17 protein-coding genes are annotated in these 21,502 nt (G+C 70.7%); 8 read left to right on the forward strand and 9 right to left on the reverse strand.

All coding sequences use genetic code 11. The features are described from left to right. Positions 1-91 precede the first annotated feature (91 nt). From AC5P1C_RS00820 to AC5P1C_RS00830, 3 genes are all read left to right on the forward strand, one after another. Positions 92-1,603: an aminopeptidase P family protein gene (locus AC5P1C_RS00820; RefSeq protein WP_493863663.1), complete on the forward strand. Its 1,512-nt coding sequence runs from the start codon at positions 92-94 to the stop codon at positions 1,601-1,603. Between the two features lie 110 nt (positions 1,604-1,713). Then, positions 1,714-2,496, forward strand: coding sequence for a polysaccharide deacetylase family protein (locus AC5P1C_RS00825; RefSeq protein ID WP_493864013.1), 783 nt, complete (start codon positions 1,714-1,716; stop codon positions 2,494-2,496). 50 nt (positions 2,497-2,546) lie between these two features. After that, positions 2,547-3,002, forward strand: a complete 456-nt coding sequence (locus AC5P1C_RS00830; RefSeq protein ID WP_493863664.1) for an SRPBCC family protein — start codon at positions 2,547-2,549, stop codon at positions 3,000-3,002. Positions 3,003-3,025: 23 nt separating this feature from the next. On the opposite strand, the gene AC5P1C_RS00835 is transcribed toward AC5P1C_RS00830, so the two are convergent. The 7 genes from AC5P1C_RS00835 to AC5P1C_RS00865 all read right to left on the reverse strand — a co-directional run bounded on the left by AC5P1C_RS00835 (position 3,026) and on the right by AC5P1C_RS00865 (position 11,498). Continuing rightward, positions 3,026-3,211, reverse strand: coding sequence for a hypothetical protein (locus AC5P1C_RS00835; protein ID WP_493863665.1), 186 nt, complete (start codon positions 3,209-3,211; stop codon positions 3,026-3,028). A gap of 56 nt (positions 3,212-3,267) precedes the next feature. Next, the gene (locus AC5P1C_RS00840) at positions 3,268-4,500 is read right to left on the reverse strand and encodes an FAD-dependent monooxygenase (RefSeq protein ID WP_493863666.1); all 1,233 of its coding nucleotides are present in this window, start codon (positions 4,498-4,500) and stop codon (positions 3,268-3,270) included. A gap of 120 nt (positions 4,501-4,620) precedes the next feature. After that, the gene (locus AC5P1C_RS00845) at positions 4,621-5,784 is read right to left on the reverse strand and encodes an XdhC family protein (protein ID WP_493863667.1); all 1,164 of its coding nucleotides are present in this window, start codon (positions 5,782-5,784) and stop codon (positions 4,621-4,623) included. A 41-nt stretch (positions 5,785-5,825) separates the two neighbouring features. After that, positions 5,826-7,304, reverse strand: a complete 1,479-nt coding sequence (locus AC5P1C_RS00850) for an NCS2 family permease (RefSeq protein WP_493863668.1) — start codon at positions 7,302-7,304, stop codon at positions 5,826-5,828. A gap of 293 nt (positions 7,305-7,597) precedes the next feature. Continuing rightward, the gene (gene pucD / locus AC5P1C_RS00855; RefSeq protein ID WP_493863669.1) at positions 7,598-10,006 is read right to left on the reverse strand and encodes a xanthine dehydrogenase subunit D; all 2,409 of its coding nucleotides are present in this window, start codon (positions 10,004-10,006) and stop codon (positions 7,598-7,600) included. Positions 10,007-10,008: 2 nt separating this feature from the next. Further along, positions 10,009-10,602, reverse strand: coding sequence for a (2Fe-2S)-binding protein (locus AC5P1C_RS00860; protein ID WP_493863670.1), 594 nt, complete (start codon positions 10,600-10,602; stop codon positions 10,009-10,011). A gap of 2 nt (positions 10,603-10,604) precedes the next feature. Further along, positions 10,605-11,498, reverse strand: coding sequence for an FAD binding domain-containing protein (locus tag AC5P1C_RS00865; RefSeq protein WP_493863671.1), 894 nt, complete (start codon positions 11,496-11,498; stop codon positions 10,605-10,607). Positions 11,499-11,842: 344 nt separating this feature from the next. Between AC5P1C_RS00865 and AC5P1C_RS00870 the strand changes: the two genes are divergently transcribed. Together AC5P1C_RS00870 and AC5P1C_RS00875 are read left to right on the forward strand one after the other, a co-directional pair. Continuing rightward, on the forward strand, positions 11,843-13,549 hold the full coding sequence (locus AC5P1C_RS00870; protein WP_493863672.1) for a PucR family transcriptional regulator: 1,707 nt from the start codon (positions 11,843-11,845) through the stop codon (positions 13,547-13,549). 153 nt (positions 13,550-13,702) lie between these two features. After that, entirely contained in the window at positions 13,703-14,464 is a 762-nt protein-coding gene (locus AC5P1C_RS00875; RefSeq protein WP_493863673.1) for a hypothetical protein, read from the forward strand. Positions 14,465-14,654: 190 nt separating this feature from the next. Here AC5P1C_RS00875 and AC5P1C_RS00880 read toward each other — a convergent pair whose 3' ends face one another. After that, positions 14,655-15,413: a GntR family transcriptional regulator gene (locus AC5P1C_RS00880; protein ID WP_493863674.1), complete on the reverse strand. Its 759-nt coding sequence runs from the start codon at positions 15,411-15,413 to the stop codon at positions 14,655-14,657. A 135-nt stretch (positions 15,414-15,548) separates the two neighbouring features. Between AC5P1C_RS00880 and AC5P1C_RS00885 the strand changes: the two genes are divergently transcribed. Continuing rightward, positions 15,549-16,400, forward strand: a complete 852-nt coding sequence (locus AC5P1C_RS00885; RefSeq protein ID WP_493863675.1) for a (2Fe-2S)-binding protein — start codon at positions 15,549-15,551, stop codon at positions 16,398-16,400. 232 nt (positions 16,401-16,632) lie between these two features. Beyond that, on the forward strand, positions 16,633-17,697 hold the full coding sequence (locus AC5P1C_RS00890) for a DUF2637 domain-containing protein (RefSeq protein WP_493863676.1): 1,065 nt from the start codon (positions 16,633-16,635) through the stop codon (positions 17,695-17,697). Between the two features lie 39 nt (positions 17,698-17,736). On the opposite strand, the gene AC5P1C_RS00895 is transcribed toward AC5P1C_RS00890, so the two are convergent. Further along, a complete protein-coding gene (locus AC5P1C_RS00895) occupies positions 17,737-18,219 on the reverse strand; it encodes an ATP-binding protein (RefSeq protein ID WP_493863677.1) in 483 nt (160 codons plus the stop codon). Between the two features lie 216 nt (positions 18,220-18,435). Between AC5P1C_RS00895 and AC5P1C_RS00900 the strand changes: the two genes are divergently transcribed. Then, positions 18,436-21,492, forward strand: a complete 3,057-nt coding sequence (locus AC5P1C_RS00900) for an alpha-mannosidase (protein ID WP_493863678.1) — start codon at positions 18,436-18,438, stop codon at positions 21,490-21,492. Positions 21,493-21,502: the final 10 nt, after the last annotated feature.

Raw genomic sequence — 21,502 nt, forward strand, 5'->3', positions numbered from 1 at the left:
TTCCCTTGCGGGCCAAGGGTCTCTACGCTGGCGGTACCGCCACAGAGCACTCCGCCACGAGCCCCGAAACGGGGCAGAAAAGGTGAACCCCATGGCCAAGCCCACCAAGCCCACCAAGCCCCTCAAGCCGGCGAAGTCCACCAAGACCAACCCGCGCAAGAACGGCCTCTACGCCGAGATATCCGAAGAGCTCTCCGCCCTGATGCGGACGGGCTGGGCCGACACCGAGCAGCGCGACCTGCGCCCGGCCGAGCAGGCCCCGCACGCCGCACGCCGCCGCGCGGCCCTGTCCGCGCTGTTCCCTGGCGAGCGCCTGGTGATCCCCTCGGGGAAGCTCAAGATCCGCTCGAACGACAGCCATTACCCCTTCCGCCCGTACTCCGGCTACGTCCACATGACCGGCGACCAGGCACGAGACTGCGCCCTCGTACTCGAACCGCGCACAGGAGACGACGGCGGCGACGGCGGTGACCACGACCGCGGCCACGACGCCCACCTCTACCAACTCCCGCGCGACAGCCGCGACAGCAACGAGTTCTGGATCGGCATGACGGCCGAGCTGTGGATGGGCCGCAGGCGCAGCCTCGCCGAGTCCGAACTGCTCCTCGGCCTGCCCTGCCGCGACGTCCGCGACGCCCCGGCCGAGCTGGCCGCCGCCCCCGACGTGCCGACCCGCATCGTGCGCGGCCACGACCCGGCGCTCGAAGCGGCCGTGACGACCGACGAGGAGCGCGACGCCGAGTTGGAGGAGGCCCTCTCGGGGCTGCGTCTCGTCAAGGACGACTGGGAGATCGGCGAGCTGCGCAAGGCGGTCGACTCCACCGTCCGCGGATTCACCGATGTCGTAAGGGAGTTGGCCTCCGCCGTCGCCACATCGGAGCGCTGGATCGAGGGCACGTTCTTCCGCCGCGCCCGCCTGGAGGGCAACCACATCGGCTACGGCTCGATCTGCGCCGCGGGCGAGCACGCCACGATCATGCACTGGGAGCAGAACGACGGCCCCGTGCGCCCCGGTGAACTCCTGCTCCTGGACGCGGGCGTGGAGACCCACACCCTCTACACCGCCGACGTCACGCGCACCCTCCCCATCAGCGGCACCTTCACCCCGCTCCAGCGCACGATCTACGAGGCGGTGTACGAAGCCCAGGAGGCGGGCATCGCCGCGGTGAAGCCGGGCGCCGCGTACCGCGACTTCCACGACGCCGCGCAGCGGTACCTCGCGCACAAGCTCGTCGAGTGGGGCCTCCTCGAAGGCGACCCGGAGCGGGTCTTCGAGCTCGCCCTGCAGCGGCGCTTCACCATGGCGGGCACGGGGCACATGCTCGGCCTCGATGTCCACGACTGCGCCCAGGCCCGCACCGAGGAGTACGTGGGCGGCGTACTCGAAGAGGGCATGGTGCTCACCGTCGAACCCGGCCTGTACTTCCAGCCGGACGACCTCACCGTGCCCGCGGAGTACCGCGGCATCGGGGTCCGCATCGAGGACGACATCCTCGTCACGGCCGACGGCAACGAGAACCTGTCGGCGGGCCTGCCGCGCGGCGCCGCGGCGGTGGAGGCCTGGATGAGCGAGCTTGGGGGCGGCCCGGTGACCACCAGCTAGAGCGGGCAGAGCAGGCACACGACCACGGGAGCGCGACTCGGCGACCCCCTCTATGCACTGCGTGTATACGCGCTATGTATAGTGCTCGCATGTCCGCTGCGAAAAGCAAGATGAAGAGATCCACCAAAGGGTTCCGTCGCGCCGCTTCCATGACGGCCATGACCTCCGCGGTCATGGCCGTCGCCCTGACGGGATGCACCAAGGTGGACACCACGGCGCCGAGCTCCGTCCGCAAGGACGCGGCGTCCGTGAGCGTCAAGAGCCAGGCGAAGCTCGGCACGGTCGACTGCCGCAAGGCGAAGTGCGTGGCCCTGACGTTCGACGCGGGACCCAGCGAGAACTCGCCGCGGCTGCTCGACATCCTCAAGGAGGAGAAGGTGCCCGCCACCTTCTTCCTGCTCGGCAAGAACCACATAGCCAAGCACCCCGAACTCGTGAAGCGCATGGCGGCCGAGGGTCACGAGGTGGCGAGCCACACCTGGTCGCACAAGATCCTCACCGACATCACTCCGGAAGAGGCGCGCCAGGAACTGCGCAAGCCCAACGAGGCGATAGAGAAGCTCATCGGCCACAAGCCGACGCTGATGCGCCCGCCGCAGGGCCGCACCAACCCCGACGTCAACGAGATCTCGCGCAAGGAGGGCCTCTCCGAGGTCCTGTGGAGCGTGACCGCCAAGGACTACACGACCAACGACTCCGCCCTGATCCAGAAGCGCGTCATCGACCAGACGAAGCGGGACGGCATCATCCTGCTGCACGACATCTACAAGGGGACGGTGCCCGCGGTGCCGGGCATCATCGACGAGCTGAAGAAGCGCGGCTACGTCTTCGTGACGGTCCCTCAGCTGCTCGCGCCGGGCAAGGCGGAGCCCGGGAAGATCTACCGCCCCTAGCGGGCCCGCGGCAGGCGCGTTCCGACTCCGGGACCTGGCAGGATCGGTGCGTGGCTCTCTTCCGTATCGACCGGGAATCGTCCCTGCCCGCCGACGAGGTCTGGCGCCGGCTCACCGCGTGGGAGCGGCATGCCGACGTGGTCCCGCTGACGCGGGTGTCCGTCAGGACGCCGCCGCCCAGCGGGGAGGGGACGGTGTTCGTCGCCCGCACCGGGATCGGTCCCGTCGGGTTCGACGACGTGATGGAGGTCGTGACGTGGCGCCCTGCCGCCGGGGGCGGGGGCCTGTGCCGCCTGGAGAAGCGAGGGTCGTTCGTGACGGGGTGGGCGGAGATCGAGGTGTCCCCCAGGGCGGGGGACGGTTCGACGGTCGCCTGGCGGGAGGATCTGCGGGTGCGGGGGCTGCCGCGGGCCTTCGACGGGGTACTCGTGAGGGCGGCGGTGTGGATGTTCGGGCGGGCGGTGGACGGACTGGTGTCCTCTCCCCCGCCGCGCCCCTCCACTTGACCGGGGCGCAGACCCCGGCCCGCTCACACAGCAGAGCGAGCCCGCGCCCAACTCACCTCAGGCGCACCGGAATCGACGCGAAGCCGTCCGCGATGAAGGAGCCCACCGTGGACGCGGTAGTGCACCCCGTGGCCGTAGCCGAGGCGCTCCTTGTCGTCCTTGTCGATGCGGCCGACGTCGAACTGCCCGGCGATGGCGCCCTGCCGCAAGCGGGTCGCGGCCCACGGGCGTGGTCGCGGGGAGCCCGTGGCGGGGACCCCGTTGCTCAGTCGCGCGAAGCCGGCGCGGACCCCCGCCCGTGCACGCCATGCAGCGTCCGTGCCACCCTCGGCCCCAGCCACCGCTTCATCTTGCGCAGCGGCTCCAACTGCTCGGCCGCGCGGTCGATTCGGTAGTACAGCTGCGGCGGGATGTGCGGCAGGAGCGGTGAGTGGCGTTGGCCGAGGAGCGCGAACATCTGGGCCGGGTCGAGGCCGATGTAGCGCGGCAGGTTCTCGTACCACCGGGCGCTGTAGCGGGCCGCGCTCTGGACGGAGAGAAGGGCGGTCCGGCGTTCCCGCTCGTAGCGCGCGAGGGCGGGGGTGAGCTCCGCCCGGCTGCCCCGCAGCGCGTCCGCCAGCGCCATCGCGTCCTCCAGGGCGAGCGTCGTGCCCGCGCCGATGGAGTAGTGCGTGGTGTGTGCGGCGTCGCCGAGCAGGACCACGTTGCCGCGGCGCCACGTCCGGTTGGTCAGCGTACGGAAGTTGAGCCACTGCGCGCTGCCGTCGGCCTGCGCGCGGCCGATCAGGCGGTGCCCGTCCAGCGGCACCGCGAAGAGCTCCTCCAGGAGGGCCAGACCGTCGGCCTCGCTCGCCTCGTGCAGGCCGAGGCCCGTCCAGGTCTCCGGGGAGCACTCGATAACGCAGGTGCTGCGCTCGTCGCTGAATCGGTAGCCGTAGCACCAGATCCAGCCGTGCGCGCTCTCCACGAAGGCGAAGGTGAAGGAGTCGAAGACCTTGGTGGTGCCGAGCCAGATGTACTTGTTCCGGCCGCGCGCGATCTGCGCGCCGAAGTGGTCCGCGTGGCGCTCGCGCAGCACGCTCCCGACACCGTCGCCCGCCACGATCAGATCGGCGTCGGGCAGCTGGGCCGCGTCCGTGATCTCCCGCTCGAACTCGATGCGTACGCCCAGGGATCGGGCCCGCTCGGCGAGGATGTCGAGCAGCTTGTGGCGCCCGATGCCGAAGCCCTCGTCGCCGTGGTGGACCGTCGTGCGGTCGCCGACGTGCGCGACGCCATCGCTCCATCGGACCGAGTGCTCGCTGATGGCGCGGGCGGACTCGGGGTCGCGGGCGTGGAGCTTCTCCAGCAGACCGCCCCAGTAGGTGACCCCCCAGCCGTACGTCGACCCGGCGGGGTTCCGCTCGTGGACGGTGATGTCGTGGGTCGGGTCCTGCCGCTTGAGCAGGATCGAGAGATACAGGGCGGCGGGCCCGCCACCGACGCAGGCGACCTTCACACATGCTCCCATTACGTCACACAGCGATCATATTGTGACACAACGTAGCAGGGGTGGGAGGTGATCCCGTGGACGCCGGGCCGCGGGTCCAAGGCGTCAGGCAAGGCGTCGGACAGGGCGTCAGGCCACGGACCCGATCCGCCCCGCGGGACGCCGCGTGCCGTCGTGGTGGATCGGCGTGTGCGCGCCCGTCAGGGAGACCCCGCTGCCGCCGCGCCGGTTGGCGACGATCTCCGCGGCGATCGACAGGGCCGTCTCCTCCGGGGTGCGCGCGCCCAGGTCGAGGCCGATGGGCGAGTGGAGGCGGGCCAAGTCCAGCTCGGTGACGCCCACTTCGCGCAGCCGCTCGTTGCGGTCCTCGTGCGTGCGGCGCGATCCCATCGCGCCCACGTAGGCGACCGGCAGACGCAGGGCCAGTTCGAGCAGGGGCACGTCGAACTTGGCGTCGTGGGTCAGGACGCACAGCACGGTGCGGCCGTCGACCTCCGTCCGCTCAAGGTACTTGTGCGGCCACTCGACGACGATCTCGTCGGCATCGGGGAAACGCGTCTCCGTGGCGAAGACGGGCCGCGCGTCACACACGGTCACGCGGTAGCCGAGGAACTTGCCGACCCTGACGAGCGCCGACGCGAAGTCGATCGCGCCGAACACGATCATGCGGGGCGGCGGGACGCTGGACTCGACGAGGATCGTGAGGGGCTGCCCGCAGCGCGAGCCGTCCTCGCCGATCTCCGTCGTACCAGTGCGCCCGGCGTCCAGCATCGCGCGGGCCTCGCCCGCCACGGTGCGGTCCAGCTCGGGATGCCCGCCGAGCCCGCCCTCGAAGCCCGCGTCGGCATCGGCATCGGCACGTACGAGAAGGGCGCGGCCCACGAGTTCCGCGGGCCCGGAGGTGATCCGGGCGATCGCCGCGGCCCGACCCGCCGCGGCCGCGGCGATCGCGGACGCGAGTACCGGCCGCGCGGCGGAGTCCGCGCGGACCGGGGTGACGAGGATGTCGATGATGCCGCCGCAGGTCAGGCCCACGGCGAAGGCGTCCTCGTCGCTGTATCCGAAGCGTTCGAGCACGCTCTCGCCGTCTTCGAGTGCCTGCTGACACAGGTCGTAGACGGCGCCTTCCACACACCCGCCGGAGACGGAGCCGATCGCCGTGCCGTCGGAGTCGACGGCCAGAGCGGCGCCCGGCAGCCGGGGCGCGCTGCCGCCGACCGCCACCACGGTGGCGACGGCGAAGTCGCGTCCCTGCTCGACCCACCGGTTCAGCTCTTCGGCGATGTCCAGCATGTCCGTTCTCCTAACGGGTGTGTGGTTACCAGGATGAGCGGCTACTTGACGCCCATCCAGTTCTCGATGGGATGGAGCGCGAAGAAGGCGAGGAACACGAGCGCGAGCACCCACATGAGCCAGCCGATCTCACGGACCTTGCCCTGGCCGGCCTTGATGAGGACGTGGGCGATGACGCCCGCCGCGATACCCACCGTGATGGAGTACGTGAACGGCATCAGGACGGTGGTCAGGAACACCGGAATGGCGGTGGCCTGGTCGGTCCAGTCGATGTGCCGGGCGTTGCTCAGCATCATCGCGCCGATGACGACGAGGGCGGCCGAGGCGACCTGGGTCGGGATGAGCTGGGCGAGCGGCGTGAAGAAGAGGCACAGCGCGAAGGCGAGGCCGGTGACCACGCTCGCGAAGCCGGTGCGCGCGCCGTCGCCGACGCCCGCGGTGGACTCGACGAAGACGGTCTGGCCGGAAGCTCCGGCGAACCCGCCGACGACACCGCCGGCACCGTCGATCGCCAGGGCCTTGTTCAGACCCGGCATCTTGCCGTCCTTGTCGGCGAGGTTGGCCTGCTGGCCGATGCCGATGATGGTGCCCATGGCGTCGAAGAAGCCGGCGAGCACCAGGGTGAAGACGATGACGCCCACGGTGATGGCGCCGATGTCGCCGATGCCGTTGAAGGACACCTCACCGAAGAGGCCGAAGTCGGGCGACGAGACGATGGAGCCGCCCAGCTCCGGAGCGTTCAGGCCCCAGTCCTTGGGGCTCATGCCCGCGAGCTGGTGGACGATCGCGGCGAAGACGGTGCCGCCGACGATGCCGATGAGGATCGCGCCGGGGACCTTGCGGACCTGGAGCAGGAAGATCAGCAGGACGGTGACGGCGAAGCAGAGGACGGGCCAGCCCATGAGCTTGTCGTCGACGCCCAGCTGGATCGGCTTCGAGTACATGTCGCCGTGCTTGGACGGCATGGAGGTGACGAAGCCCGCCTGGACCAGACCGATCAGCGTGACGAACATGCCGATGCCCATGGTGATGGCGTGCTTCAGCGCCAGGGGAATCGCGTCCATGATCAGGGACCGCAGGCCGGTGAGGACAAGCAGGATGATGATGGCGCCGTAGATGAGGCACATCGCCATCGCATTGCCCCAGGTCATCTCCGGGGCGACCTGGAAGGCCATGACGGCGGAGACACTGAGTCCCGCCGCGAGGGCCAGCGGCACATTGCCGAGGAGCCCCATGACGATGGTGGTGGCGGCCGCCGCGAAGACGGTGGCGGTGGTCAGCTGATCACCGTCGAGCCGGTGTCCCGTGGCGTCGGGGACCGAGAGGATCACGGGGTTCAGAAGGATGATGTAGGCCATCGCCATGAAGGTGGTGACGCCGCCACGCACCTCCCGACCGACCGTCGATCCTCTCTGGGTTATGTGGAAATAGCGGTCGAGCCAGGACCTGCCGGCCGGGACGCGTGAGCCGTTGCCCGCGTCCTCTGCCGTGGTCTTCGGCTCCGTTGACTGCTGGGTCATGGTGCCTAACTCCCAAGGTTCATAGGGGCACCCGCAACAGGCTGGTCGAAAAGGGGGTCGGGCCTGTGGAGACTGCGGGATTTGGGATGGTGCGTTTGGCTGCACGACCCGGGGGACGGCCCGAGACGAACTGGGGCTCCGAAGAGCGTGGGTGCTGCGTGGGTACTGCTCAGGTACTGCGATGACCGCGAGCGGTGCGGTACTGGGGTTCTCCGGGCGGCGCGCGCGACGGGAAGTGTGACGTTCCATGGGAGGCACACGCCGCCCGGAGAGATCTTGGGATCAGATGCCGGTCACGTACCAGTCAGGTGTTCCGGACGTACCGGCGTCTTGTTCAGCTCCAGGCCCGTCGCATTCCGGATCGCCGCGAGGACGGCCGGGGTCGACGAGAGAGTCGGGGCCTCGCCCATGCCGCGCAGGCCGTAGGGCGCGTTCGGGTCGGCCAGTTCGAGCACGTCGACCGGGATGGTCGGCGTGTCGAGGATGGTCGGGATGAGGTAGTCCGTGAAGGAAGGGTTGCGCACCTTCGCGGTCTTCGGGTCGACGATGATCTCTTCCATCACCGCGACACCCAGGCCCTGGGTGGTGCCACCCTGGATCTGGCCGACCACGGAGAGCGGGTTGAGCGCCTTGCCGACGTCCTGGGCGGTGGCCAGTTCGATGACCTTGACCAGGCCGAGCTCGGTGTCCACCTCGACGACCGCGCGGTGCGCGGCGAACGAGTACTGGACGTGGCCGTTGCCCTGACCGGTCTTCTTGTCGAAGGCCACGGTCGGACGGTGCCGCCACTCGGCCTCGACCTCGACGCTCTCGCCTTCGAGCAGCTCGGCGAGGTCCGCGAGGGCCTCGCCGCCGTCGGTGACGACCTTGCCGCCCTCCAGGAGGAGTTCGGCGGTGGCCCACGCCGGGTGGTACGAGCCGTACTTGCGGCGGCCGATCTCCAGGACCTTCTCGCGGACGAGCTCGCAGGAGTTCTTGACCGCGCCACCGGTGACGTACGTCTGACGGGACGCGGACGTCGAACCGGCGCTGCCCACCTGGGTGTCGGCGGGGTGGATGGTCACCTGCTGGACGCCGAGCTCGGTGCGGGCGATCTGCGCGTGGACGGTGATGCCGCCCTGGCCGACCTCAGCCATCGCGGTGTGCACGGTCGCGACCGGCTCGCCGTTGATGACCTCCATGCGCACCTTGGCGGTGGAGTAGTCGTCGAAGCCCTCGGAGAAGCCGACGTTCTTGATGCCGACCGCGTAGCCGACGCCGCGGACGACGCCTTCGCCGTGCGTGGTGTTGGAGAGTCCGCCGGGCAGCGCGCGGACGTCCGCGCCCTCACTGGACTCCCACTGGCGCTCGGGCGGCAGCGGACGGGCCTTGACGCGACGCAGGATCTCGGCGACCGGGGCCGGCGAGTCGACCGGCTGTCCGGTCGGCAGGAGCGTGCCCTGCTCCATGGCGTTGAGCTGGCGGAACTCGACCCGGTCCATGCCCACCTTGTCGGCGAGCTTGTCCATCTGGGCCTCGTACGCGAAGCAGGCCTGGACGGCGCCGAAGCCGCGCATCGCGCCGCACGGCGGGTTGTTCGTGTAGAGGGCGATCGCCTCGATGTCGACGTCCTCGACCACGTACGGACCGACCGACAGGGACGAGGCGTTGCCCACGACCGCCGGGGAAGCGGACGCGTAGGCGCCGCCGTCCAGGACGATCTTGCACTTCATGTGCGTGAGCTTGCCGTCCTTGGTGGCGCCGTGCTCGTAGTAGAGCTTCGCCGGGTGGCGGTGCACATGGCCGAAGAAGGACTCGAACCGGTTGTAGACGATCTTGACCGGCTTGCCGGTGCGCAGCGCCAGGAGGCAGGCGTGGATCTGCATCGAGATGTCCTCGCGGCCACCGAACGCACCGCCGACGCCGGAGAGCGTCATGCGCACCTTCTCCTCGGGCAGGCCGAGGACGGGGGCGATCTGTTCGAGGTCCGAGTGCAGCCACTGGGTGGCGACGTACAGGTCGACGCCGCCGTCCTCGGCCGGTACGGCGAGGCCGGACTCCGGGCCGAGGAAGGCCTGGTCCTGCATGCCGAAGGTGTACTCGCCCTTGACGACGAAGTCGGCCTTCTTGGCCGCCTCTTCGGCGTTGCCGCGGACGATCGGCTGGTTGTGCACGATGTTCGCGTGCGGGACGTGCTCGATGTACTCGTCGCTGCGGCCCTCGTGCACGAGGACGGCGTCCGGAGCGGTCGCCGATGCCTCGTCGGTGATGACGGGCAGTTCCCTGTACTCGACCACGATCTTCGCGGCGGCGCGGCGTGCGGTCTCCGGGTGGTCGGCGGCCACGAGGGCGACCGGCTCACCGTGGTGCCGGACCTTGCCGTGGGCGAGGACCGGGGTGTCCTGGATCTCCAGGCCGTAGTTCTTCATCTCGGCCGGCAGGTCGTCGTACGTCAGAACGGCGTAGACACCCGGCGTCTTGAGCGCCTCGACCGTGTCGATCGACACGATCTCGGCGTGCGCGACGGTGCTGCGGAGCGTCTGGCCCCAGAGCATGTCCTCGTGCCACATGTCCGAGGAGTAGGCGAACTCGCCGGTGACCTTCAGAGTGCCGTCCGGGCGCAGCGTGGACTCGCCGATGCCGCCCTTGTTGTGCTTCTGGGTGACGTTGGTGGGCGCGCCCGTGGTGGTCTTGGAGGGCGTACCCGTGGTGGTTCCAGCCATGATCAGACCGTCTCTTCCTGACGGGCGGCCGCCAGGCGGACCGCGTCCAGGATCTTCTCGTAACCGGTGCAGCGGCAGAGGTTGCCGGAGAGCGCCTCACGGATGTCGGCGTCCGACGGCGACGCGTTGCGCTCGAGCAGCTCATCGGCAGCGACGAGGAGACCGGGGGTACAGAAACCGCACTGGACGGCGCCGGCGTCGATGAACGCCTGCTGGATCGGGGAGAGTTCGCCGCCCTCGCCGGTCTGGCCGTCGGTGCCTTTCGCCTGCCACTGGCGGGCTTCCTGGAGGCTGGTGCCGCCGCAGACGGAGCCGCAGGCGCCGCCCGGGTGGGAGTCCTCGCGGTGCTTGGCGTAGTCCGCGAGGCCCTCGACGGTGACGACCTCACGGCCCTGGACCTGACCGGCCGCGACCAGACAAGAGCACACCGGTACGCCGTCGAGGCGGACGGTGCAGGAACCGCACTCGCCCTGCTCGCAGGCGTTCTTGGAACCGGGCAGGCCCATGCGCTCGCGCAGGACGTACAGAAGGCTCTCGCCCTCCCAGACGTCGTCGGCTTCCTGCTGACGGCCGTTGACAGTGAAATTGACGCGCATGGTTACGCCGCCCCTTCAAGCTTGCGGCCTTCGCCGCGGTACGACTCCCAGGTCCACATCAGCGTGCGGCGGGCCATGACACCGACCGCGTGGCGGCGGTAGTTGGCCGTCCCGCGCACGTCGTCGATCGGGTTGCAGGCGCCCGACGCGAGCTGCGCGAACTGCTTCGCGATGGAGGGGGTGATGATCTTGCCGTTGTCCCAGAAGCCACCCTCTTCGAGGGCCGCGTTCAGGAATTCCTCTGCCGCCTTGGCACGGATCGGGGTCGGTGCCGCCGAGCCGATGCCGGTGCGGACCGTGCGGGTCGCGGGGTGCAGCGCGAGGCCGAAGGCGCAGACCGCGATGACCATGGCGTTGCGGGTGCCGACCTTGGAGAACTGCTGGGGGCCGTCCGCCTTGGGGATGTGGATGGCCTTGATCAGCTCGTCCTGCTCCAGGGCGTTGCGCTTGACGCCCTTGTAGAACTCGTCGATCGGGATCAGACGCGCACCACGGGCCTGCGACTCGACCTCGACGTCGGCGCCCGACGAGAGCAGCGCCGGGTGGGCGTCACCGGCGGGCGATGCGCAGCCGAGGTTGCCGCCGACGCCGCCGCGGTTGCGGATCTGCGGGGACGCGACCGTGTGCGAGGCCAGCGCGAGACCGGGGAGCTCCGTGCGCAGCTCCTCCATGATCTGGGTGTACGGAACCGAGGCGCCCAGCTGGACCGTCTCCTCGCCCACCGCCCACTCGCGCAGCTCGGCGATGCGGTTGAGGTCAAGCAGGTACTCGGGACGACGGTGGTCGAAGTTGATCTCGACCATCACATCGGTGCCACCTGCAATCGGCACAGCGGTGGGGTGCTCGGCCTTGGCGGCGAGCGCCTCCTCCCAGCTGGCGGGGCGAAGGAAGTCCATGAGGCTCTCTTCTTCGTATCGTGGGTCGTTCTTCGAGGCGATCCAGCCAAGCCGGACCGAAGGCCTCTCGACTGCTCGTTCATGTGCTGTTAACGCGGAGTGGGGCAAGTACACCGCCCCGTCGTCCGGTGGGGTCAGTCACCGAAACCATGAAGGAGTTGGCTGGCCAAGCCGCGCGTCTTGTAGATTCGTATGAAGAACGGGTCTCAGCAACCTCGCGGATTCCCCCTGGAACCCGGAGGCACCCCAGGACACGAGGGCCCGAGTCGACCATCGGCAACACAGAGTCGACACACCTGAACTGTCTGTACATCCCATTCGAGACAAGATCGGCGGCGACCACCATGCGGCTGCGCGCACTCCTTGACACCGACGCGCTGGGCCTGCGGCTGCTCGGCGGTGAGGAAGAGCTCGACCGCACCGTGCGCGGTGTGATGACCACGGACCTGCGCGACCCCAGCCGGTACCTCGCGGGCGGCGAGCTGGTCCTGACGGGCCTGGCCTGGCGCCGCGACGCCTCGGACACGGAACCCTTCGTACGCATCCTCGCGAGCGCGGGCGTCGCGGCACTCGCCGCGGGCGAGGCCGAGCTGGGCGATGTCCCGGACGACATCGTGGAGGCCTGCGCGCGGCACCGCCTGCCGCTGTTCGCCGTCAACGAATCGGTCGCCTTCGCGACGATCACGGAGCACGTCGTCCGCCAGGTCTCCGGCGAGCGGGCCGGCGATCTGGCGGCCGTCGTCGACCGGCACCGCCGCCTGATGACCTCGGGCCCGACCGGCGGCGGCCCCGACGTCGTCCTCGACCTGCTCGGCTCCGACCTGGACCTGCGGGCGTGGGTCCTGTCCCCCGCGGGCCGCGCCATCGCGGGATCCAGCGCGGCGGGCCCGGCCCTGCCCACGCCGGTGTGCGCGCGCCTGGCCGCCGAGCACCTGGCCGCGGCCCGCACGGGGCGGCGGGGGCCGCACCGGGCCCAGGTGGAGGGCACGACATACTCCCTGTTCCCCATTCGGAGCAGCGGGCGCGGTCCGGTTTCCGCGTCGGCGGCGTCCGCGGCGAGCACGGCGGCCCTGCGCGACGTGCGCGAGACGGTCCTCTCGGACTGGTTCCTCGCGGTCGAGGCCGACGCGGGCGACTGGCCCGAGGAGCGGCTCGACCTGCTGCAGGGCGTCACCCAGCTGATCGCGGTGGAGCGCGACCGGCGCGACGCCGCCCGCACGGTGCGGCGCCGACTGGCCCAGGAGGTCCTCGAACTGGTCCAGACGGGCGCGGCCCCCGCGGAGATCGCCGCGCGCCTGCGGGTCGCGGCCCCCGTACTGCTTCCGGGTCTGGGCGCCGCACCGCACTGGCAGGTCGTGGTGGCCCGCGTCGAGTGGGAGGGCGGCGAGATCGAGGGCGGCCCCGTGGCCCAGTCCCTCCTGGAAGAGATCCTCGTCGACCCCCTGTCGGCGGGCCCCGAGCCGTCCGACCGCATCGCGGTGGCCCATACGGGTGACGAGGCGATCGCGCTCGTGCCGCTGCCCGCTGTCTCCTCGGAGCACGACGGCTCGGAGACGGGCCTCCTTGCCGATTCACTCCTGGAGTCCGTCCGCGACCCGCTGTCGGCGGGCCTCGACGGCGACGGCCGCCTCACGCTCGGCGTCAGCGCGTCCGTGCACTCGGCGGAGGGTCTGCGCGGCGCCCTGGAGGAGGCGCGGCACGCCCGCCGGGTCGCGGCGGCGCGTCCGGGGCGGGTCTGCGCTGCGGGTCACCAGGAGCTGGCCTCGCACGTCCTGCTGCTGCCCTTCGTCCCGGACGACGTGCGCAAGGCGTTCACGGCCCGTCTCCTGGACCCGCTGCGGGACTACGACCGGCGCCACCGGGCGGAGCTGGTCCCGACCCTTGAGGCCTTCCTCGACTGCGACGGCTCGTGGACGCGGTGTGCGGCCCGGCTGCACCTGCACGTCAACACGTTGCGCTACCGGGTGGGCCGTATCGAGCAGTTGACGGGTCGTGACCTTTCGCGCCTCGAGGACAAGCTGGATTTCTTCCTGGCACTGCGGATGAGCTGACCCGGCGGCCTCGGTCAAACCCCTTTCATGGCAAGCCCTTTGTGAATTCTTTCACCCAGCCCCTTGGCCGGATGAGCCGATCCATGCTGAGATGCGCCCACGACTCAACAGCTCAATGGCGTGCTCGGGGAGGGCAACGTGGCGCATACCGCCATGTCTGGTTCCGGAACGACTGCAGGGGACGATCCACTCCAGACCGCGGTATGGCGGCTGCGCTCGCGCGGCTGTTGGACCGACGCGGCCGCGCTGCTCGCCACGCGAGGGGGTCCTGCGGCGGCTCTCCAGAGAACGTCACTCCTGGTGGAGCGGTGCCTGTTCACGGGGGACGGCTGGGCCGAGGCGGAGGACGGACTGCGTACGGCCGAGGCGCTCGCCGTGGAGGACGACGACCGCGGGGCCGCGGCGTGCGAACGCGGTCAGCTGGCGTACGCGTCCACGGTCCTCGCGGTGCGGGACCGGGCGGACGAGGCGCGTACGGCGCTGGGGCGGGCGGCGGCGCTGCTCGCCCCGAATGCTTCGGGGCGCCCTCTCCTGGACTTCCGCCGGGGCCTGATCGCCGAGCACATCGCGGACTCGCCCCAGGCGGCGCGGGCCGCCTACCGGCGGGCGCACGCGGGGGCGACGGCGCACGGGGACGCCTTGTTGCTGTCCTTCACATGGCACCACCTGGCCGGACTCGCCCTGCGGGAGGGGGAGTTGGCGGAGGCGCGGCACGGGTTCGCGGAGTCGCTGCGGATCCGGGAGGAGCTGGGGTACTTGGTGGGGACGGCGCCTGCGCTGGCCGCTTTGGCTGACGCGGAGCCGGAGCCTGAGGCGGGCCGCCTCCGGGCCGAAGCGGCGCGACTGTTCCGGTTGATGGGTGGGGTGCCGTCCTGGCTGGCCCACCATTTGTCGCCGCCGGCGCCGGCGGCGTGAGGTTCGGGCGGGCCCTGCGGGACTTTCCCCCACCCCGCCCCTTCCCGAAACCATGGGGCTCCGCCCCCTGAACCCCCGACAAGATGCCCTCGATCGCCGGACGGGCTGATGTTCAGCCCGTCCGGCGACTGAGGACGAACTCGGCGGAGCCGGTGATGACGGCAAGCAAGGCTCCGGTCCAGCGGATCCTTCAGCCCCCCGCCCCCGCGAAGTGCTCCCTCACCAGGGCCTGCACGACCCCCAAGTCCTGCACCACCAAGGCCTCGAGCAGAGCCATGTGCTCCGCCGCGTCGGCGACGAGATCCGCCCGGCGGCCGTGCACGGGCCCGCTCACCAAGGGCCACTGCGACCGGCGGTGCAGATCGTCCGCCACCTGAACCAGCTGCTGGTTCCCCGAGAAGGCGAGGACCGCGCCGTGAAAGGCCCGGTCCGCCTCCGCGTACCGCGCCAGGTCACCGCCCGCCGCCGCCACCACACTCGCCTCCGCGAGCGGCCGCAGCTCGCACCACCGCGCCGCGGGCACCGTACGGGCGAGCCGCAGCATCACCGGGACCTCGATCAGTGCCCGCACCTCCGCCAGCTCCCCCAGCTCGTGCGCGCTGCGCTCGGTGACCCGGAAGCCGCGGTTCGGTACGACCTGGACCGCTCCCTCGATCGCCAGCTGCTGCATGGCCTCGCGCACGGGAGTCGCCGAGACCCCGAAGCGCTCGCCGAGCACGGGCGCCGAGTACACCTCGCCCGGCGCGAGGTCGCCCCCGACGAGCGCGGCCCGCAGGGCGTCCAGGATCTGGCCGCGGACCGAGTTGCGCTGCACCGTCTTGCGGGGCGCGGGCACCACCGGCACCGGCGCTTCCCCGTGCGTGTGCTCACCGCGGGCCGACGAGGCCCGCACCTGCTCCGGTACACGGACGGCGAGGCGGTACGCGTCATGCGCTCTGGCCTGCTCCACGAGGTCCACCCCAAAGTCCACTCGGTCCGAAAGGTACGAGAGGCACCATAGGCGGACAGCCCCGCAGTTGAAACCTCGATCATTCCGGGTAAGGTTAGGCTTACCTGTAATCGATCGCGATTCGGTGGTCCCCGTATGTCCGTTCCCGCCTTGGCGAAGCGCGCCCCGAGCGCCCTCGCGGACGCCTACGTACGCCTCAACGAGGTGTTCCCCGGACTGCGCGTGACCGAGCTCGGCGACGAGGAGCAGGCCCCACAGGGAGGCGGTTGGGTCACCGCTTCCCGGCTCGCGGAGGGCGGGGCCGACCTCGACGCTTTCCTGGCGTGGGACGACGCGCAGGTACGGAAGGACTACGGACAGGCCGGACGCCCGGACGTCATCGCCGGCTTCGCGCTGCACCGCTACGCCTGGCCGGCCACGCTCCTGATCACCATGCCGTGGTTCCTGCACCGCCGCGTGCCCCGCTATCCCGTGCAGAACGTCTCCTTCCAGCGCACCCTCGGCCGCCTGGCCGTCCGCAGCACGGGCTTCGCCTGTCTGCCCGGGGATCCGGCGGCCTCGCTCCCCGGCGCGCACGTGGTGCCGGACGAGGAGGCCCTGCGCGCGGAGGTGCGGGCCGCCGTCGCCGAGCACCTGGGACCGCTCCTCGACGCCTTCGGGCCCCGGATGCGGCGCCGCTCGCGCGCCCTGTGGTCCGTCGCCACGGACGAGATCGTCGAGGGACTCTGGTACATCGCCCATCTCCTCGGCGAGGAGCAGCGCGCCACGGCCGATCTCGAGCGACTGCTTCCGGGCGCCACCAAGCCGTACGTGGGGACGGCGGGGTTCCGTGAGCTGAGGGGGCCGAACGGCGAGTCCCTGCCGACACGGGACCGGGCGAGCTGCTGCATGTTCTACACGCTGCGCCCCGATGACACCTGTGTGACCTGTCCGCGCACCTGCGACGCGGAGCGTGTCGAGAGGCTGAGCGCCGCCGCGGCAGCCTGACCTGAACGCCGTCCGGCCCCGAAACCGCAGCCTCTCCCCCTTGAACCACCCTTTCGTGTTCGTTTAATCGAACTCAACTCCCCTCGCCTAGGCCTGAGTTCGAGCAAAACGGCGCGCGCCGCACCCCTTTGCACCCCCCTAGGCGTTCTCTTGCCCGAAAACCCCTCTGGGGGCCATCGGGATTGGGTCACTATGGCGCCCGAACGCCCTACCGCGACGCAAGGGACCCCAGATGAGACTGACCGACATATCGCTGGACTGGCTGCTTCCGGGCTGCGTCCTGCTCCTGGGCATGCTGGTGGCGGTGGCGGTACTCGCACGCGGCAAGCGCGCCGGGCAGAAGGCGGCCGCCGGTGCCTCCAGCGACGACTCCTGGGAACGCAGCGAGGAGCGCCGCAGGCGCAAGGAAGCCATCTATGGAACGGCCTCGTACGTTCTGCTGTTCTGCTGTGCGGCGGTCGCCGCCGCACTCTCCTTCCACGGCCTGGTCGGCTTCGGCCGGCAGAACCTCAACCTCACCGGCGGCTGGGAGTACCTGGTCCCGTTCGGGCTCGACGGCGCGGCGATGTTCTGCTCCGTGCTCGCGGTGCGCGAGGCGAGCCACGGTGACGCGGCCCTCGGCTCGCGCCTCCTGGTGTGGACGTTCGCGGGCGCGGCCGCCTGGTTCAACTGGGTGCACGCGCCCAGGGGGCTCGGCCACGCGGGCGCCCCGCAGTTCTTCGCGGGGATGTCGCTTTCGGCGGCGGTGCTCTTCGACCGCGCGCTGAAGCAGACACGCCGTGCGGCACTGCGCGAACAGGGCTTGGTGCCGCGGCCGTTGCCGCAGATCCGGATCGTGCGGTGGCTGCGCGCGCCCCGGGAGACCTTCGGCGCCTGGTCGCTGATGCTCCTCGAAGGCGTACGCACCCTGGACGAGGCGGTCGAGGAGGTCCGCGAGGACCGGCGCGAGAAGGAGCGCACCCGGATCACCAGGCGGGGCCGGGAGAAGCTGGAGCGTGCGCAGCTCAAGGCGATCAGCCGCGGCCATCGCAGCCTTCCCGGCCGCGGCACAGGACGCCAGGTCGATCTGCCGGCGGTCGCGCCTGCCGCCGGCGCCGCGCAGGTCGGCACGGACCCCGTCATAGCGGCGCAGCCGCAGGAACAGCTGCCGCTGCGCTCCCGCCCCTCTCTCCAGGCCGTGAAGGGCGGCACTGAACCCGTCACCGTCGACCTCACGGCCGAGGACGACACCCAGACGCTGCCACGGCTCGACTCCCTGGAGCAGAAGCTCAAGGATCTGGAGCAGCAGTTCGGCTGATGTCAGCAGCGTGGGACGGGAGTTGACCGGCGGCCTTGCTCATGCCGGGCCGCCGTCCAGCTCGAACCACACCACCTTCCCGACCCCGTGCGCCCGCACACCCCACGCGTCCGCGAGGGATTGCACGAGCAGCAGACCCCGGCCGTGCGTGCTGTCGTCGGCGTTCGGCACGTTCAGCTTCGGGTGTCGCCCCACGAAGTCCCTGACCTCCACCCGCAGCCTGCCGGGCCGCAGGGTCGCCGTCAGGATGGCGTCATGGTCGGTGTGCACCAGTGCGTTGGTGACCAGCTCGCTGGTCAGCAGCTCGGCTGTCTCGGATCTTCCGGGCCTCCCCCAGGGCCGGAGCATTTCACGCAGCGCGCCCCTTACTTCGGGCACCGCTCGCAGGTCTGATCGGCCCAATCTGCGCCGGAGTTGAGCCCGATGAGGCTCCACCGGTTTGCTGTCGGTCGGCTCGTCCCTTGCTTTCGGCGAAGAAGTCCCGAGATGAATGGGACCGCCCCCTCTTACCTGCCTTGTCATGACCCCCGCCCACAAACGAGTCAGATCCTTCCTTCTCGAACACCCTCACGGAATGCATGCCCCACCCGGTTGGCGGCACTCATGTCCAACCATCAACCTTTGGCGTGGGTGCACCCGAGCCCGGCGGGGAAGTGAAGCGGTGGACCGTTTCTGATTGATCCCGACCGAGCCCGATCGAGCCGCACCGGGCCGGCCCGAGCATTCCGAGGAGCCGCCGTGCACGACGACCGACTGCTGGTCGAGGGACGCCTGGAGCGCGCCCTGAGGCAGTTCATCCGCCCCGCCCAGTACGCGGACCGCGTGCCGCTCGCCCTCTCCGTCTGGCACGCGCCGGGCGAGCCCGTCCCCGTCGCCGAGGCTCTCGACGCCTCGTACGAACCCTTCGAGACGGGCACCGAGTGGGGAAAGCCCTGGTCAACGAGTTGGTTCCGGCTGCGCGGACAGGTGCCCGACGCCTGGCGCGGGCGCCATGTGGAGGTGGTCGTCGACCCCGGCTTCACCGGCGACGGGCCCGGTTTCCAGGCGGAGGGTCTGGTGTACGACGCGGCGGGCGTCCCCCTCAAGGGCATTCACCCGCGCAACCGGCACATCACCGTGGCGGCCGCCGCGCAGGGCGGTGAGCCCGTCCACCTCCTCCTGGAGGCGGCGGCCAACCCAGCGGTCCTGCACGACTTCGAACCGACGCCCCTGGGCGACGTACTGACCGCTGGCGATGGCACCATCTACCGATTCGCGTCTGCCGATCTCGCCGTACTGGACGAGGACGTCTGGCAGTTGACCCTGGACATCGAGGTCCTCTCGGAGCTGATGTACGAACTGGACGCCGCCCGTCCGCGGCGCCACGAGATCCTGCGCGCCCTGGAGCGGGCGCTCGACGCGCTCGATCTGCACGACGTGTCGGGCACGGCGGCAGCCGCCCGCGCCGAGCTGACGGAGGTCCTCGCGAGCCCCGCGCACGGCAGCGCGCACCGGGTGTCGGCCACCGGGCACGCCCACATCGACTCGGCCTGGCTGTGGCCGCTGCGCGAGACGGTGCGCAAGGCATCCCGCACCTTTGCCAATGTGACGGCTCTCGCAAAGGACTATCCCGAGCTGGTCTTCGCCTGCTCACAGGCCCAGCAGTACGCCTGGGTCAAGGAGCACCAGCCGCACATCTGGGAGCGCATCAAGAAGGCCGTCGCGGACGGCAATTGGGCGCCGGTGGGCTCCATGTGGGTCGAGTCGGACGCCAACATGCCGGGCGGCGAGGCCCTTGCCCGGCAGATCACGCACGGGATGCGGTTCTTCCGCGAGGAGCTGGGGGTTCGGACGGAGGAGATCTGGCTGCCGGACTCCTTCGGCTACACGGCGGCGTTCCCGCAGCTGGCGAAGCTCGCGGGCGTCCGCTGGTTCCTCACCCAGAAGCTGAGCTGGAACCAGTCCAACAAGATGCCGCACCACACCTTCTGGTGGGAGGGCATCGACGGCACCCGCGTCTTCACGCACTTCCCTCCCGTGGACACCTACAACTCCCAGATCCACGGCGCCGAACTCGCCCACGCGGAGCGGAACTTCACCGAGAAGGGCCGCGCGTCCCGCTCCCTGGTGCCGTTCGGCTGGGGCGACGGCGGCGGCGGCCCCACCCGCGAAATGCTGGAGAAGGCACGGCGGTTGCGCTCCCTGGAGGGTTCGCCGCGCGTCGAGATCGAGCGGCCTTCGGCATTCTTCGCCGCCGCCGAGGAGGAGTACGGGGCCAAGGCGCCGGTCTGGTCCGGTGAGCTCTATCTGGAGCTGCACCGCGCGACGTACACGACACAGGCGGCGACCAAGCGCGGCAACCGCCGCACCGAACACGCCCTGCGCGAGGCCGAGTTGTGGTGCACCGCCGCCGCGGTGCGCGACCCCTCGTACGTCTACCCCTATGCGACCCTCGACCGGCTCTGGAAGACGGTGCTCCTGCACCAGTTCCACGACATCCTGCCGGGGTCGTCGATCGCGTGGGTGCACCGGGAGGCCCGCGACACCTACGAGCGCGTGCTCGCCGAGCTGGATGGGATCACCGCGTCGGCGGTCCGTTCCCTCGGCGCGGGAGGACCCGCCGCGCTCAACGCGTCGCCGTACGCGCGCAGTGAGGTCGTCACGACCGACGAGGGCGCCCTGGTGCACGTCAACGTCCCGGCCCTGGGCAGCACGAACCTCGAAGAGGCCGCCTCGTACACACGGGAGACCGGCGCCACCGCTCTCCTGGCCGACGGCGAGATCAAGTTGCTGAACGAGCATCTCCAGGTCGCGATCGACGCGGACGGCCTGCTGACCTCCGTGCACGACGTCGACGCGCACCGCGAGGTCCTCTCCCCCGGCTCGCGCGGCAACCTCCTCCAGCTGCACCCCGACCACCCGACGCACTACGACGCGTGGGATCTCGACAAGCACTACCGCAACACGCACACCGACCTCACGGACGCCGAGTCCGTGGAGCTGGTCGAGGACGGCCCGCTGCGGGTCGCCGTCCGTGTGGTGCGGGCCTTCGGGGATTCGCGGATCACCCAGGAGATCCGCCTCGCGGCGGGCAGCCGTCGCGTCGACGTCGTCACGGAGGTCGACTGGCGGGAGTCGGAGAAGGTGCTCAAGGCCGCCTTCCCCCTTGACGTGCACGCCGAACGGTCCGCCGCCGAGATCCAGTTCGGGCACGTGCACCGCTCCACGCACGCCAACACCGGCTGGGACGCGGCCCGTTTCGAGATCTGCGCGCACCGGTGGCTGCGGGTCGCCGAGGACGCGTACGGGGTGGCGGTGCTCAACGACTCGACGTACGGCCATGACGTGACGCGCGCGCCGCACGGCGACGGGCTCGGCACCACCGTGCGCCTCACGCTGCTCCGCGCCCCGCACAGCCCGGACCCGGAGACGGACCTGGGCGTGCACCGGTTCACGTACGCGCTGCTGCCCGGTGCGACGACGGGTGACGCGGTCCAGGAGGGGCTCGCGCTGAACCTGCCGTTGCGGGTGGCCGCCGCGCCCGTGCTGCCTTCCCTGGTGAGCGTCGACAATCCGGCGGTGACCGTGGAGTCGGTGAAGCTCGCCGACGACGGGAGCGGCGACGTCGTGGTGCGTCTGTACGAGTCGCGGGGCGGGCGCGCGGCGGCCGTGCTCACCACGTCGTTCGCGGTGAGCACGGCCGAGGTGGCCGATCTCCTGGAGCGCCCGCTCGAACCGGCCCACGCCGACGACGCGGGGCTCGTGCTCGCGCTGCGGCCGTTCCAGATCGTGACGCTGCGGCTCAGGCCCGCCTGAGCGGCCTGAT

This window comes from Streptomyces sp. A18 (assembly GCF_059026065.1).